Below are 15,753 nucleotides of genomic sequence, written 5' to 3'. Positions count from 1 at the left end.
CCTTTTTGTATTATATCATGGGTTTGTCAGCATAAAACAAGTGGATCCTTTGAAGAAAAGGTCAATAGAACCCCTGAGAAGGAAGAGTTAATTAGGTTACGCAAAGAAAATCAAAGACTGATGATGGAGAATGATATTTTTAAACAAGCCGCGCTGATCATAGGACGAAAGTAGATGTGACTTTTGATTAGAAAACTTTTTTATCGTTTAAAAAATTATAAAAATATTGAAAATATAATTTACGTTAATTAAAATAAAATTGTGTCGTCCGAAGTTTCGATAGATAGGAGGATTATATATGAACCGGAAGTATGTTTACTCGTTCGCTCTACTAATCCTTTTTATAACGGTTACAACCCTTTTTTTCTTTTTTAGAGATGGAGATGAAGACAAGGCGATGCAATTACCGGATAAAGAAGAAACATTCACACCAGAAAAGGTGAAATTCGCCAGGTGGGATAGCGATATTAAGCTAAGTGATACGTTTCCAGAACAATCACTAAATTTAGTTTTTATTGCTCCTCCGAGCGACGTTGAACATATTGAAGGAATTTCATTAAAAGATACAGAAAAAATAAAACTAATGAAATATCAGATCGAAAAGGGTGATGATATCAACGACAAATATTCTTTATTCACCCTTGTTGCAACTATTGGGGTAGCTGATGTGACTGAACAGATTTCGGAAACGATTCAAACGATTACAATACGAACGGACGATCAATCCCAATATGATTTTTCAGTTGGCAATATTCAAGTGAGTACAGGTTTGCACGAAAATTTATTAGAGGCGGGTTCTTATCCAGCTATATCTACAAAGCTTACTTTCGATGTGAAATTGAGGAATTCTGGTGAAGATTCGATACATTAAAGGATCTTTTTATAGATAATAAACATCTTCAATTTAATACGATATTAGTAAACGGGAAAAATTTTGATACAGATGTTGTCATCCAACCAGATGAAATGATCCGTTTAACTGCCAATTTTCATGAGCTAGAAGGGGATGTAGATTTTTATCAAATTACGCCTACCCTTCATTACGAAATGAAAGGGGAATCGTATACGACGAATCTAAATTCCACGATGTACTATGAAATAGATGAAAAAAATCTGAATCGAATGATGGGGAGAAAATAATGGGGGCATGCTTGTCTCTTTTTTTTTGCCTGAAAATTAATTCGGATAATACGGGTGAATTGGAAAGGTGGAAAAAATTTGATCGCTTTTGCCCCCAACTGCCTCGATGACCAAACGTTAATTTTCAAACGATACATGTCAAGGGATATTGATTTGGGGAAATCGTATGTAAAAAATAAATGTTTTTGATTAAACTTCTTGAATCAATTGTTTTTCCTATCCTTTATTATTCACGGTTATAACGAACAACAAAATATATTCATAAGATCTCTAGTAAAGATAGAAAAAAGGCATTGTAATACACTGCTTACTTTCGTTCTTTACCGAATGAATTGTTCTCCATCCGATTCGATTTAGTATGAGTGAACGAAATTGATAAAATCTATTTTACAAAAATCCAATGGGCAGGAGAAAAAGGAAGTGGAAAAACTCACATGGATTCTAACATGCTTTTTGCCTTGTCGGCATGAATGACTAGTGTGCGAATGCCGGTCTTCAAAATCCCTTCTTTTTGTGCACCCGGCATGGGTGTAATCTCTAGGGTGAAAGTCCCGAGCCGTGAAGGCAGAAGTAACGGTTAGCTTAACGCAAGGGTGTCCCTGGTGACGCGGAATCTGAAGGAATCGAGCGGCAAATTTCCGATCTGAGGAACACGAACTTCATATAAGGCTAGGTATCATTGGATGAGTTTGCTCAGGCAACAAAGTCCTTTCTGCCCAAGGTGATACCGAGTAAATGAAGCAGATAAATGGAAAGAAAGATTGCACTCTTACCCGGGGAGATCTGATGGATATGTGAAGTACCCTTCACAACCTGTTTAGTGATAAACAGCTGAACTATCAGAAGTCAGCAGAGGTCATAGTATTAGTTGATCTAGAACAACTAAGAAGGACCGAACAATTAAGAGAGAATAGCCCTTGGCATTCAGTGTGTCATGATGAACACAGAAAACAATGTACCTACCAGAAGGGAGGAAACGGTGAATCCCGTGGGGGACCTTCGGAGGGTGGAGTGACTACTGGCATAAAAAGATAAGCTATTCAGGAAGGAAGAATAACATGCTTTTGAATCGAATTCTGTCACGGGAGAATATGATTCAAGCATTAAAGAGAGTGGAACAGAATAAAGGAAGCCATGGAGTTGACGGGATGCCCGTACAAAACCTACGAAGGCATATCACAGAGAACTGGCTATTCATTAAAGAAGAAATTCTCAAAGGTACCTATGAACCTATGCCAGTCCGCAGAGTCGAAATCCCGAAACCTGATGGTGGTATAAGGTTATTAGGTATTCCAACCGTAACAGACCGTTTGATTCAACAAGCCATTGCCCAAGTATTATCGAAGATATATGACCCAATGTTTTCTGAACATAGTTATGGATTTCGACCAAATCGGAGTGCACATGACGCTGTAAGGAAAGCGAAGGGTTATATCAAAGAAGGATACAGATGGGTCGTAGACATGGATTTAGAAAAGTTCTTTGATAAGGTAAACCATGACAGACTTATGAGCACATTAGGGAAAAGAATCACCGATAAGTTGTTATTAAAGCTGATCCGCAAATATTTACAAGCTGGCGTAATGATAAACGGAGTGGTCTCTATTACAGAAGAAGGCACACCCCAAGGAGGTCCATTAAGCCCGTTACTTTTGGACGAACTAGATAAAGAACTGGAAAAGAGAGGACACAAATTCGTTCGGTATGCCGATGATTGTAATATTTATGTTCAATCGAAACGAGCAGGGGAACGAAAAATGGCAAGCTAGAAACGTTTCATTGAAGGAAAGCTTCGCTTAAAGGTGAACGAAAAGAAATCTGCGGTGGACCGTCCATGGGGGCGAAAATTTCTAGGATTTAGTTTTACTATTTCCAAGGAACCAAAGATTCGTATCGCAAAGCAGAGTATTCAACGAATGAAAAGAAAAGTCCGAGAAATAACTTCAAGAAAAATGCCTATACCCATGGAGAATCGAATAAAGAAACTGAATCAATATCTAATGGGTTGGTGCAGATATTTTTCGCTTGCAGATACAGAATTAGTCTTCCGTAATTTAGATGGATGGATTCGACGTAGGTTACGTATGTGTTTATGGAAAAATTGGAAAGTACCGAAGGCAAAGATACGGAATCTTATTCATTTAGGGATACCCAAATGGAAAGCCTATGAATGGGGAAATAGCCGGAAAGGTTATTGGCGTATCGCAAAGAGTCCGATATTAGACCAAGCCCTCAATAACTCATACTCGAGTAATCAAGGGCTTAAAAGTCTACGAAAACGTTATAGATTTCTGCGTCATTTATCTTAATTGAACCGCCGTATACGGAACCGTACGTACGGTGGTGTGAGAGGACGGGGTTAGTAGCCCCTCCTACTCGATTGTCTTCACGATCGTTAGTTTCTCAGAGGATATCATCAATGAATCAACATTTTTATCAATTAAAATCGTTTCATAAACGAAGAAGGAGAAAAAGTCAAAGTTGACAAACCAATTAATTGTAACTATTATCATTACATGTAATACAAATTGTTACATGAAATGATGAATAGATAAAATGGTCAAATTTATCATGAAAAATGATGTTCGAGGGAATTTTACTAAGGAAGAAAAAAATCGAGGTGAAGGAAATGAAAATTAATGTGACCGGTGCTACGGGAAGTTTAGGACAAAAAATTACGGAAGAATTATTAAAGATTGGAACGGATAAGGAGATAGCGGTAACGGTTCGAAATGGGGATAAGGCGAAACAAATATTTGGGGAAAGGGTCAGCATTCATGTTGCCGATTACCAGTCAACGGATAAAATGATGAACGCTTTTACCGGTACGGATACACTCGTATACATTCCGAGTATCGTCCACCCAAATCTTAAACGAATTGCCGAATTTGAAAATGTTTTATCTGCAGTAGAAAAGGCAAAGGTGAAACAATTGATCGTCATCGGTTTTTTTGCCGACCATGAAAACAATCCGTTTGTTTTAAGTCCATTTTACGGTTATGTTCCTCGTCGGCTCGCATCAGCTAATGTCCATTATACGATTGTTCGTAACGCCATGTATGCGGATCCGTTACCACCGTATTTACCGGAACTCATTGAGCGGGGAAAACTCGTATATCCGGCTGGAGATGGAAAGATCAATTTTGTTTCTAGAAGAGATTTGGCAAGGGCGATTGCTCAAATTGCCATTCAGCCGGAATTATACGGAAAAACATACACACTTACTGGAAAGAAAGCTTATTCAATGCCCGAACTTGCTGAAATTTTAAGCGAAGCAAGCGGTCATACGATTGTATACGATCCGATGACTGCCCAAGAGTTTGCCGATACGTATGATGAGCCAAAAGGATTTGGCCCGATTCTCGCTTCTTTATACGTGGCGGCAAGTTGCCATTTAATGGACGAAACGACAAATGATATTGAATCAATTACAGGACAAGAGCCGGAAGATTTGTTATCCTTTATAAAAAGGAATTATAAGGGGTAATTGGATGATTAAATTTGAAAATGTGTCGAAAGTATACGGTGACGGAACGGTTGCGGTCGATTCCCTAAATGTGGAGATCAATCAGGGGGAATTTTTCGTATTGATCGGTCCGAGTGGGAGCGGGAAAACCACCTCTTTGAAAATGATTAATCAACTTGTTCCGCTCTCCGACGGGATGATTTATATTAACGGAAAAAAAATTCACGATTACGATATTTATGAACTCCGATGGAATATTGGCTATGTTTTACAACAAATCGCCCTCTTTCCCCATATGACCATCGAACAAAATATTACGGTCGTTCCGGAAATGAAAAAATGGTCGAAGGAGAAAATGAAAAAACGGGCCTATGAACTAATGGAAATGGTCGGATTAGATCCACATATTTATGCAGATCGAAAACCGCATCAATTATCCGGTGGGGAGCAGCAACGGGTAGGTGTAATTCGGGCTTTAGCTGCCGATTCGGAAATTATTTTAATGGACGAACCGTTTAGTGCATTAGATCCGATTAGTCGAGAAAAACTTCAAGATGACCTATTACATTTAAAAAATAATCTAAAAAAAACGACCGTCTTTGTTACCCACGATATGCAAGAAGCGTTAAAACTTGCTGACCGTATATGCATTATGAAAGATGGAAAGGTCGTTCAAGTTGGTACACCTTATGAATTGATTCACCATCCGGTCGATGAATTTGTCCAACAATTTGTCGGTGGAAAAAGCGATCGGTTCGGTGAAGATTTTCAATTGAAAAAAATACTCGTACGTACAGAAGAAACGAATGTAAATGATCATCTCCGGGTCGTTAACGTATCTGCCTCCTTACATGAAGTATTGGAAAAGCTTTCGGAGGATGAACGATTACAGGTGGAGGAAAATGGTAAGCTGATCGGATTCATCGATCGGCGGGCTACGATTCAATATTTATCGAAAAACGTTCGGGGAAGAGGTCAATCGAATGAATAATTTTATGGAAATATTCCAAGATCGAAAAATGGAGTTATTGGATGCGTTAATTGAACATATTCAAATTTCCTTAATCGCCTTACTCTTTGCAGGAGTCATTGCCATTCCGTTAGGCATTTATTTAACGAAAAAAGAAAAAGTGGCGGAATTTATTATCGGCATTACAGCTGTGATTCAAACGATTCCCTCTTTAGCTCTGTTAGGTATTCTCATTCCCCTCGTTGGAATTGGAAAAATACCGGCAATCATTGCCTTAGTTGCCTACGGATTACTCCCCATTTTACGAAATACGTATACGGGAATAAAGGAAGTGGATCCATCGTTAATTGAAGCAGCACAAGCGATGGGAATGAACAATAGAAGAAGACTCATAAAGGTAGAAATTCCCCTTGCCATGCCCGTAATTATGGCGGGAATTCGGACGGCAATGGTGTTAATTGTCGGTACGGCAACCCTTGCTGCATTGATTGGTGCAGGTGGACTCGGGGACATTATTTTACTTGGTATCGACCGAAATGACACGTATCTCATTCTTCTCGGAGCGATTCCTGCTGCAGCCCTTGCCATTGTTTTTGATTATTTACTAAAAAAACTCGAACAATTATCCTTTAAAAACACGATGATCACATTAGGTAGCATCACAGTAATTGCAATGATTATTATCATAGCCCCTTTATTTGTAAATGGGGAGAAAAAAATCGTTATTGCCGGAAAACTCGGCTCTGAACCGGAAATATTAATTAACATGTACAAGGAATTAATTGAAGAAGAAACGGATCTAAAGGTGGAATTAAAACCTGGATTTGGAAAAACATCCTTTGTTTTCAATGCTTTAACTTCGGGAAATATCGATATTTATCCCGAATTTACCGGTACTGCGATTTCCGAGTTTTTAAAGGAAACAGCGGTGAGTACCAATCGGGAGGAAGTGTATAAACAAGCGCGGGACGGGCTGTTAGAAAAATTTGATCTCGTCATGTTACAACCGATGCAATACAACAACACGTATGCATTAGCTGTCTCTAAAGAACTGGCGGACCGATATGAACTGGAAACGATTTCTGATTTACAGGCGATTTTGCCCGAGGTGAAAGCAGGATTTACGTTGGAGTTTTCTGATCGGGAAGACGGATATAAAGGCATTCAATCTTTATACGGTATCGAGTTTTCCAATCTTGTTACGATGGAACCGAAACTTCGGTATGTAGCTGTTGAATCTGGAGAAATTAATCTCGTCGATGCCTATTCAACCGATAGCGAGTTACAACAATACGAGTTAAAGGTATTGGAAGATGATAAACATTTATTCCCACCGTATCAAGGAGCACCATTATTGCGAAAAGAAACGGTCGAAAAGTATCCGGAAATCGTTGATGCATTAAATAAACTGGCAGGAAAAATAACGGATGATGAAATGCGGAAAATGAATTATGAAGTAAATGTGGAAGGAAAACGTGCCTCCGATGTTGCCCGGGCCTATTTAAAAAAGGAAGGGTTGATCAAATAAATGTAGATTTGGTCTAGGTTACAGCCGTGTATGGGAGAATATTGTCCGAGGCATTCTTTTCTTTTCAGGTTTGTTTCTTTTCGTAAAAAAATTGGATATTGCATAAGTAGGATGTAAGAAATACCTTATACAAGATATTGGCTAAATATTAACACCCCCAAAGAAATGGGGGTGTTTTTTTAAAAATACACGTCACTTGTCCTGTTTATAAGTAAACGTATTTATTGTACATTTACTTAACAGGTTGTACAAACTGAAGCAAATACTAATGAAAAACTCTATTGTTGATTAATTAGTTTATCCAATTTAATGGATCTATAATCTTCTTGGTACATTTCCCCTCAAAAAGAACTTTTTCTAAGTTCAAAACTCCCAAATTTATTTTGCCATAAAGTAATGTTCTCAACGAAAGTGAATAACGAGTTAGAAGGGAAAGGTGGATTTAGTAAACAAAGAAAAGAATTACTTTATATTGTTATAAATGATGTTGAAGTTGTACAACTCAAAAAAATAATTAAAGAAATCGATGAAAAAGCATATGTAACCATTTATCCAGTATATGAAATTGTAGAAAAGGATATAAATCAGCATAAAAGGTTTTAATTTTATTTTTAACATAGTTAGAAAATCCTATTTTGAATAATCTACATTGCATATGAATATAAAAGTATTCCAAAAAAATAACCTTTAGAACACCTATATCGTTCCAAAGGTTAGAAGAATTCATCGTTCTGATCTCCCCATTATCCTGCTGCTTCATTCGTTTCTTTTTTGTTTACGAGCTTGTTTTTTGATTTCAATCCGACGGTCTCTTCCGCTTCAACAATGGTGCTACTTCCGTTGAAGATTCCTCCGTCTTCGATGATGATACCCCGTGCGGAAATGGTTCCGTTTAACTTTCCTGTCGCTTCAATTCGAATCTTTTCTGTCGCATGTACATCGCCTTTTACTTCTCCAGCAACAATAATGTTTTTCGCACGGACCGTTGGTTCTACATGCGCCCCTTTTCCAATATAAACATCCCCAGAAGACTCAATTTCTCCTAAAATTTTTCCGTCGATGCGAAGACTACTAGGTAACGTGATTTTTCCTTCAATGACCGTTTCTTTACTAATAATGGTTTCAATACTTCTTTCATCCCTTTTTTTAATCATAAAGCCCCCTCATTTCTAGTAATGTCATTAGTCTTTATTCGTTTCGAAAAACATAAAATAAGGTTTCGGGTTAACTGTTTTTCCGTTTTTTATAATTTCGTAATGGAGATGTGGTCCAGTACTTCTCCCAGTACTACCGATGGCGCCAATGATGTCACCTTTCTTTACCGTATCCCCAACGTTCACATTAATTTTTGATAGATGCCCATACAGGGTGGTGTATGTACCGTTATGTTTGATTTTGATCGTATTTCCGTAGCCACCATAATATTCAGCAAATATCACCTTTCCATCTGCGGTAGCAAATACCGGGGTTCCGTAACTTCCACGAATATCGATTCCGCTATGGAAAGATGGGGCGTAATTGAAAGGATCGCGACGCAGACCATATTCCGATGTAATCGTGTTCGGAACAGTCGGCCAAGCGGTTGGGGTATACCGTAGTTCTTCACTTACTTCGCCGACGATCGCTAACGTTTTTTCATATCGCTCTATAAGTTCTGTCGATTGAGCGATGACATTCCCGTTTTCCACCGATTCATCTTCATCTACTAAAATTTGTGTACCACCCATCGGCTCGATTACGGAAGGCAATTCATTTATGTAATTACGCATGCGGTTTTCCAACTCAGCTAGTTGTTCCAAGTAAACTTTTGTTTCTCCAGATCTTTCTTCCAGAACCGTGACGATTTGTTCCAGTTGTTCCTTTTCTGCCGTTTCATTTTCCAGTTTCTGTGCCAATTTTTCCAATTCCGCTTGTTGACTCCCACTGATGGTAATATAGTAAACAAGTAAAAGGATTGGAACAAAAGGTAAAGCGGTTAAAAAATAAAGTACTATTTTTGGGACGCGAAATCGTGTAACGACCGCGTTAGCATTATTGGAAAGGATCGTAAAGGTGATTTCTTTCCTTTTTCCCTTGTTCATCATCCAGATTTGTTTCACCTCCTCTAGGCAAAATAGTGTGATCAGAGTTCCATCCATTTTGAATGAATTTCCATCTCTTCGTATAAACAAATACAATTGAAAGAAAAATAGACAAAAAATACGAATCATTCATAATATTCGATGAAATATGTGACATATTTATCTATTATCATTGTAAATAGATGTTAGCTAATGTCAATAAAAATAAGTGTTTTCAATAAAAGTGTAATAAAAATGATAAATTAGTCATTGTTTCATTTCAGTATTTTGATTAAATCTACCAAAATATTGAAAAAATAGGATGAAAGTCCTGATTACATGGAATGAGAATCTGCTATATCTATAAAAAATTAAGAAGGAATATGTAAAATGAACGTTAAAAAAGAAACAAGATGTCGCTCTAAATCGATTTGTAGGGTTGAAGGATTCAAAACCGAGATCTGATCGATTAAGAGGAAAAAATGACTCATAAACGGTAATGAGCGTAATACCCAAAATTACCAAGTCCAATATGTAAGGAAGTAAAAATGTCATAATTTAATATCATTGAGTGCGGAAACGAAGCGATTTATTTTTCTGCTATAAGTTCATGGGAAAACCGTTGGATTATTTTAATAAAATACACAAATATTCAAATAATAAGGTCGTTTCTTAATTCATTTGGAATTTATGAAAAGAGACCACTTATGTTAATATAAATGTATGATAACGATGAAAGCCTTTTATTGACAAGGATTACAGAAAAATGGGTAGGAAATCGATGAAAAAAATGAAACTTATGGATCCGTATGGAAGGAAGATGGATAAATGAAATACATAACAGTAGAAAGACTCGTTCGGGAGTTTTCATTAGAAGTTTTAGCTGCAGAGGAACATTTGAATCGTAAAATTACTCAACCCCGTACCCATAGACCAGGTTTAGAATTCACGGGATATTTTGATTATTTTCCCATGGAACAAATCCAAATACTTGGGAAAAAAGAAATAACGTATTTGCACCAGTTAAGTCATGAGGAAAGGCATCGGCGAATAGGTAATGTTGTGAAATATCATCCCCCTTGTTTTATTGTTACACGTGGTCAAGAAGGATTAGTGTATTTAAAAAAATTTTGCTCAGAAGAAGGGATCCCGCTTCTTAGGACGAAGGAAAAAAGTAGTGAGTTTATCGACCAATTGAATATTTTTTTGACGAAAATGTTGGCCCCAGAGATCACCGTTCATGGGGTTTGTATGAACGTATTCGGTGTCGGGATTTTAATTCGAGGAAAATCCGGTATAGGAAAAAGCGAAACAGCCCATACATTAATCGGTCGAGGACATCGGTTAATTGCAGATGATATCGTTCGCTTGAAAAAATTAAGTTCCCAGACGATTCTTGGTACCCATAATGAAACGAACAAGGAGTTTTTAGCTGTACGAAGCATCGGCTTACTTAATGTCGTTCGAATGTATGGAAGAAAAGCGTTTCAAGAGGAAACGAGGGTGTCTCTAGATATAGAACTAACAAAATGGAAGGACGAGGATTTAAATAATGAGTTGGATATTCCCCAAAAGTATATTGAATATTTAGGGGTGAAGATTCCGCATGTGGAAATTCAAGTTCAACCGGGTCGAGATGTAGCCGGCCTTGTGGAAGCGGCGGCGAATAATTGGTACTTGCAACAGGAAGGATACAGTGCTTTAGAAGAATTTTATCGTCGAATTGAATTAAACCGGTCGGAATAAAATGGGATTGAACGATTGAAATAAGGGAGGGGTGTTTTTGGAAAGGAAAGATATTTGGTATTTGGTGCATCGGGATATTTTACCCGAAGCGATATTGAAAACGATCGAAGCGAAACGCCTATTGGACACAAAGGAAGCACAAACGATTAATGAAGCGGTTGAGAAAGCAGGTTTAAGTCGAAGTGCCTTTTACAAATATAAGGATAAAATTTCCCCCTTTCACGAGGCAACATCTAGACAAATTATCACCGTGTCCCTAATGTTAGAACATAAAAAAGGAATTTTGTCGACGGTTCTTCGTTTCGTAGCGGATCAAGGTGGAAATATATTAACGATCAATCAAAGCATCCCCCTTCAAGGAGTTGCCAACGTCGTATTATCGATCGATACGTTACATTTGATGATGAATATGACCGATTTCATAGAAGAAATGAGACGGATTGCTGGCGTTAAGCAATTAATCGTCGTAGGGAAGGACGATATATAAAAAATCGTTCAATTATTCTTTTTTAAAAGGAAGGAAAGGAATGGAACCGATCGCACAATTACCTTATATAAAAATGATTCGAAAAGTGGAAATTGAGGGGCAAACGGTTACGGAAGAAGAAAGGATGTTAACGTTATATCCTGATAAAATTGCAACCAAGTATCGGGAATTTCCTTTAAAGGAGGTAAACGACATCACGTTCCGGCCGATTGATTCTTCCATCGGTTTCCTGTATTTACATACAATTCGGGGAGTGTATTCCTATCCGGTGAAACAATCCCCTGACCAATTTATCAAAGCGTATAAACAGATCCAGCCGAACTGAAAATGGTTTATGCACATACGGGTAGTTGCAAATGATTAATCATTCTAACAACCCGTATTTTTTTTGAAATCTCGTTAGTATGCTTATCCACCGTTTGGCAAAAACGAGTAAGAAAAAGGCATTGGATAAAGCATGGGAAAGATCGAAGGGAAAACTAGAAGCATAAAAAACCAGTACTTGTTCGATGCTAAAATTTTGAACCATCGTTAAAACCACCCATATATTCATAATCCAACTGAATAAAAACCCGGTTACAATACCGAAAATAACCCGACCAATCGCTGTTTCGATAAAAAATGTTTGTTTCAAAAGTCCAGCTAAAATACCGACCAGTCCCCATGCATACATTTGCCAAACTGTCCACGGTCCTTGATAGAGGAAAAAATTCGAGACGATGGCTGACAAAGCACCGACAACAAAGCCACTTTCGATTCCAAAAACCGCCCCCGTCATAATAATGACAAAGGTCATCGGTTGAACGCTCGGAATCGATGCGAAGGGAATGCGACTAACGGAAGCGACGGCTGCTAAAATGGCTAACACGACCAGCTCTCTACCCGATCCGTTTTTCTTTTCAAAACGAATGAAAAAGGGAATGAAGGTCAAAGTTAAAAAAACGACGCTCGTAAGCATATAGTGATGGTGAAAAAATAAGGTGAATAATAGGAGTAAACAAGTTAAAAGAAAGAAAATGGCTAACATTTCAATCTTTCCCTTTTTCATTCTTCCTCCAAATCCCATTTCTCTTTTGCCTCCTCTACTGTAATCACTTCCGGTACATTACTTCCCCGCGTCATTCGATTAATCATCGTCGTGTAGAAATGGTTCCCTTTGAAAAATTCTTCCGTTGGTGATTGGACTGTGATTGCTCCTTGGAACATCATTGCACAACGGTCAGCAAATGAAGCGGCATACTCAATGTCATGGGTAATCGTTACAATTGTCATGTTTTGTTCCTGTAATTTTTTCAACAGGGTACCGAGTTCCCTTTTTGCCGTTGGATCCAAACCCCTTGTCGGCTCATCCAATAATAAGATTTTTGGGGAAGAGAGTAATACGGAGGCGATGGCCACCTTTTGCATCTCCCCACCGCTTATATCATACGGGTGGCGATTTAATAACGATTCTAGGTTGAAAAAGGTAATCAGCTCTGTTAATTTTTTTCGTCCTTTATCTCGATTGTTTATCGGAATTTGATTAGACAGTTCTTCATAAATGGTGTCGGAGGAAAAAAGTAATTTTGGATTTTGAGGGACATAACCGATTTCAGGGATTGTCCCCCGTAACATTTTCCCATTCACTTTCACCCATCCTCGTTGCGGTCGTAGGATACCAGCCATCACTTTTAATAAAGTACTTTTTCCCGTCCCATTTGCACCAACGATCGCTAACCATTCTCCTTCTTGAACGGATAAGTGGCAAGCTTTTAAAATATTGTCCCCACGTTTTTCATAACGGAAATCGACATTTTCAAGGGAATAAATCGTTTGTTTCCTCGATACAGATTTTTTAGGTATTTCTCGTAAACGTACGTTCAACTGCTGAACCCATTTCTTCCCTTCTCTAATTGTTAGAGGGATTTCCTCCACTTGTTTGTTCGTGGAATAATGGAAATATAATTGAACAGGTGCTGGCAAATATGAAAAGGTATGATTTTTTTCATCGGACAATTGGTTAATTACTTGACGAACGGGACCATCTTTCAAAATCCTTCCTTCTTCTAAAACGATGAGTCGGTCTGCGAAAGACAACACGTCTTCGAGACGATGTTCCACCATGATCACAGTCATCCCGAATTCCCGATTCATTCGACCGACAATATGGAGAAAATCCTTTGCCGCAATCGGGTCTAGATGAGCTGTCGGTTCATCCAATAAAAGAATTTCTGGTTCCATTAACAATATGGATGCTAAATTGATCATTTGCATTTGACCACCGGAAAGAACGTGGGTTTCTTTTTTTAATAAATGATGAATACCAAAAAAATGGGTAATTTCCGCAATTCGCTTGCGCATCTCGTCCGTTTCCATTCCGATATTTTGCATTCCAAAAATTAGTTCATCAAACACTTGATCCATGACGATTTGATTTTCCGGATCTTGGAAAACAAACCCGATTTTTTTGGACACTTTAAGGGGAGGTGTTTTTTCCAATGGTTGCCCTTTATAAAAAAGATCTCCCTCCTTTTTTCCGTGGGGGGCGATCTCCCTTTTTATGAGTCGGAGTAACGTGGACTTGCCGCTACCTGATTGGCCACAAAGTATCACAAACTCGCCTGGTTCTACAGATAATGACACATTGTCTAAAGCAGGTTGTTTTTGATCTGGATAAGTAAAACTCAATTGTTTCGTTTCCAACATAGCCATTTGAACGCATCCTTTCCTTCAATCAAAAGCGGCAGTCCTATAAGAAAAATGAAGTTTGTGAAAAAGAACCATTCCCTTCCTTGTAGAAAGTAAGGTTCGAGTATGGGAAAGATCGTTAAGATGTTATCCCCTAGGAACCATCCCCAGATGGAAATGCCGGTGAAATAAGACATAAGAATAATCAGAACCATATCTTTTTTTTCGATTTTATAACGAATATATCGACTTCTTTTTCGTAAACCGTAGCCTCTTGCCGCCATGGAATCCGCCGTTTGGATACCGTCTTCCAGGGACCATGTCAATAAAATTTGAATCAGTAATAACCCATGTTTCAATCGCCTTTTGATGGATCGTTCGTGAGCATCTCCTTTCGTTTGTTGGACCCTTCGAATTTCTTCTAACCGTCTTTTAAACAATGGAACGAATCGAACGGATAACATCGTTAACAATGCCCAATTAGGAAAGTATTTGGAAAAGAGAAACAGTAATTTTTCCCCGTTTATGACGAAAGAAAAGGTGAAAAATAATGCTACTACTGAAAATAAGGTTAAAGCATTAATGACGCCTTGTAAAATTGCTTCAAAGGTAATCGGCTTATCTAAAACATAAAAAAGGATAATCGATCCCCGATGATTAATTAGGGGGGTGATAATTATAAATAGGAATATAAGTGTTATGACAAACTTCCCCCATCTCCGCAATTGCCTCCCGCGATCTAGTAAGTAGTTGAGAAAAATCATAAATATAGCGGTGAAAAATAAAAAAAACGGGTGCTGACTGAGCATAATCAGGAGGAATGTAAAAATATAATAGATAAAATTTGTTAACGGATGATAATTGCGAAAACCATAGTCCAATCGACGTTCACCCCTTGTGTTTGAAAAAGTAGGGCGCTAACCGAATCGATTTTTATAGAGGAAGATAAACTTTTTCATTCCCGAACTTTCGTATAATCCTTCGTATAAAACCATTCGATTCGATCCCCGTTTGTTACCGGTTCAATTCCTGCACTTCTACTTACGATCGTACCATTTTTTTTGTATAGCCAACCGCTTAAAGGTCCTTCATCCATTTCGTATAAGTTGTCGATTCCTTTTACATAGGCACTAGCACCTTTACCGGTATATTCATATTGGATCTTTTTTTCCTTTAAAACTCGAACCGTCACACTTAATACGGTATCATTCGGTTCGATTTCCACTTTTGTCGCAGGAATTACCGGACCATTTAAATCGACGATGGAAAGGGTGACGGTTTCCTTCGGTTTTGTGGACGATTCCGTTTGCTCTTGTTGCTGTTCCTTCTTTGGTTGAATTTCGTCCTCATTTTTTTTGCTTACAGGTTTTTCTTGATTCGATTGATTTTCTTTTTCATCGTTTTTCGGGGATTGAATGGACTGTTTCCCGGTTTGTTCCCCTTTTGTTTCATCATTAGAACGGTCAACTTCATGATAATTTTTTTCATCGATTTCCGTTTCTTGTTCCTTTTTTTCCTGTTGTTGATTTTCTTGAACCTGTTTGGATGTTTCGAGCGATTGACTATTGTCATCGGTCGGTAAAACGGGATCCGGACTACATCCGGAGATGGAAATTGTCAATAGGATGGATAAAATAAGTACGAACCATTTTTTCATTGGGACCATCTCCCACCTTCTCAATAAATGAA

General features: G+C 38.1%; 14 protein-coding genes and 2 pseudogenes. 10 read left to right on the top strand and 6 right to left on the bottom strand.

The genetic code is table 11. The features are described 5' to 3' along the window. Positions 1-36: 36 nt before the first annotated feature. From OE105_RS11965 to OE105_RS11935, 7 genes and pseudogenes are all read left to right on the top strand, one after another. Positions 37-171, top strand: a pseudogene (locus tag OE105_RS11965) (IS3-like element IS655 family transposase); the annotation flags it as partial. A gap of 127 nt (positions 172-298) precedes the next feature. Next, the gene (locus OE105_RS11960) at positions 299-871 is read left to right on the top strand and encodes a hypothetical protein (protein ID WP_275420402.1); all 573 of its coding nucleotides are present in this window, start codon (positions 299-301) and stop codon (positions 869-871) included. A gap of 1,327 nt (positions 872-2,198) precedes the next feature. After that, positions 2,199-3,449 (top strand): annotated as a pseudogene (ltrA, locus tag OE105_RS11955) (group II intron reverse transcriptase/maturase). A gap of 320 nt (positions 3,450-3,769) precedes the next feature. Next, positions 3,770-4,627 carry an SDR family oxidoreductase gene (locus OE105_RS11950; protein ID WP_275420401.1) on the top strand — a complete coding sequence of 286 codons (858 nt, stop codon included), beginning with the start codon at positions 3,770-3,772 and terminating at the stop codon, positions 4,625-4,627. A 4-nt stretch (positions 4,628-4,631) separates the two neighbouring features. Beyond that, positions 4,632-5,597 (top strand): ABC transporter ATP-binding protein, encoded by a 966-nt coding sequence (locus OE105_RS11945; RefSeq protein ID WP_275420400.1) that lies wholly within the window; start codon positions 4,632-4,634, stop codon positions 5,595-5,597. Continuing rightward, entirely contained in the window at positions 5,590-7,104 is a 1,515-nt protein-coding gene (gene opuFB, locus OE105_RS11940; RefSeq protein WP_275420399.1) for an osmoprotectant update ABC transporter permease/substrate-binding subunit OpuFB, read from the top strand. The genes OE105_RS11945 and opuFB overlap by 8 nt, the downstream gene beginning before the upstream one ends. Before the next feature lie 396 nt (positions 7,105-7,500). Then, positions 7,501-7,707, top strand: a complete 207-nt coding sequence (locus OE105_RS11935) for a DUF2179 domain-containing protein (protein WP_275420398.1) — start codon at positions 7,501-7,503, stop codon at positions 7,705-7,707. Between the two features lie 140 nt (positions 7,708-7,847). On the opposite strand, the gene OE105_RS11930 is transcribed toward OE105_RS11935, so the two are convergent. Then, complete coding sequence (locus OE105_RS11930) at positions 7,848-8,258, bottom strand: bactofilin family protein (RefSeq protein WP_275420397.1); 411 nt, start codon at positions 8,256-8,258, stop codon at positions 7,848-7,850. Positions 8,259-8,285: 27 nt separating this feature from the next. Next, positions 8,286-9,188 carry a M23 family metallopeptidase gene (locus OE105_RS11925; RefSeq protein ID WP_275420396.1) on the bottom strand — a complete coding sequence of 301 codons (903 nt, stop codon included), beginning with the start codon at positions 9,186-9,188 and terminating at the stop codon, positions 8,286-8,288. Between the two features lie 804 nt (positions 9,189-9,992). Between OE105_RS11925 and hprK the strand changes: the two genes are divergently transcribed. The 3 genes from hprK to OE105_RS11910 are packed head-to-tail and all read left to right on the top strand — an operon-like array spanning position 9,993 to position 11,722. After that, the gene (gene hprK, locus OE105_RS11920; protein WP_275420395.1) at positions 9,993-10,910 is read left to right on the top strand and encodes an HPr(Ser) kinase/phosphatase; all 918 of its coding nucleotides are present in this window, start codon (positions 9,993-9,995) and stop codon (positions 10,908-10,910) included. Between the two features lie 37 nt (positions 10,911-10,947). Next, positions 10,948-11,397: an ACT domain-containing protein gene (locus OE105_RS11915; protein WP_275420394.1), complete on the top strand. Its 450-nt coding sequence runs from the start codon at positions 10,948-10,950 to the stop codon at positions 11,395-11,397. Between the two features lie 40 nt (positions 11,398-11,437). Then, the gene (locus OE105_RS11910) at positions 11,438-11,722 is read left to right on the top strand and encodes a hypothetical protein (RefSeq protein ID WP_275420393.1); all 285 of its coding nucleotides are present in this window, start codon (positions 11,438-11,440) and stop codon (positions 11,720-11,722) included. A gap of 39 nt (positions 11,723-11,761) precedes the next feature. Here the strand turns inward: OE105_RS11910 and OE105_RS11905 are convergent, their stop codons facing one another. From OE105_RS11905 to OE105_RS11890, 4 genes are all read right to left on the bottom strand, one after another. Continuing rightward, positions 11,762-12,445, bottom strand: a complete 684-nt coding sequence (locus OE105_RS11905; RefSeq protein WP_275420392.1) for an ECF transporter S component — start codon at positions 12,443-12,445, stop codon at positions 11,762-11,764. After that, a complete protein-coding gene (locus tag OE105_RS11900) occupies positions 12,442-14,088 on the bottom strand; it encodes an ABC transporter ATP-binding protein (protein WP_275420391.1) in 1,647 nt (548 codons plus the stop codon). The genes OE105_RS11905 and OE105_RS11900 overlap by 4 nt, the downstream gene beginning before the upstream one ends. Beyond that, positions 14,061-14,945 (bottom strand): energy-coupling factor transporter transmembrane component T, encoded by an 885-nt coding sequence (locus tag OE105_RS11895; protein ID WP_275420390.1) that lies wholly within the window; start codon positions 14,943-14,945, stop codon positions 14,061-14,063. Before OE105_RS11895 ends, OE105_RS11900 begins: the two co-directional genes overlap by 28 nt. A 74-nt stretch (positions 14,946-15,019) precedes the next feature. Beyond that, positions 15,020-15,721, bottom strand: a complete 702-nt coding sequence (locus tag OE105_RS11890; RefSeq protein ID WP_275420389.1) for a DUF4430 domain-containing protein — start codon at positions 15,719-15,721, stop codon at positions 15,020-15,022. Positions 15,722-15,753: the final 32 nt, after the last annotated feature.

The sequence above is a fragment of the Fervidibacillus halotolerans genome, assembly GCF_026547205.1.
In the GTDB taxonomy this organism is placed as follows: Bacteria; Bacillota; Bacilli; order Bacillales; family Caldibacillaceae; genus Fervidibacillus; species Fervidibacillus halotolerans.
This window is presented reverse-complemented; position numbering and strand designations above follow the sequence as displayed.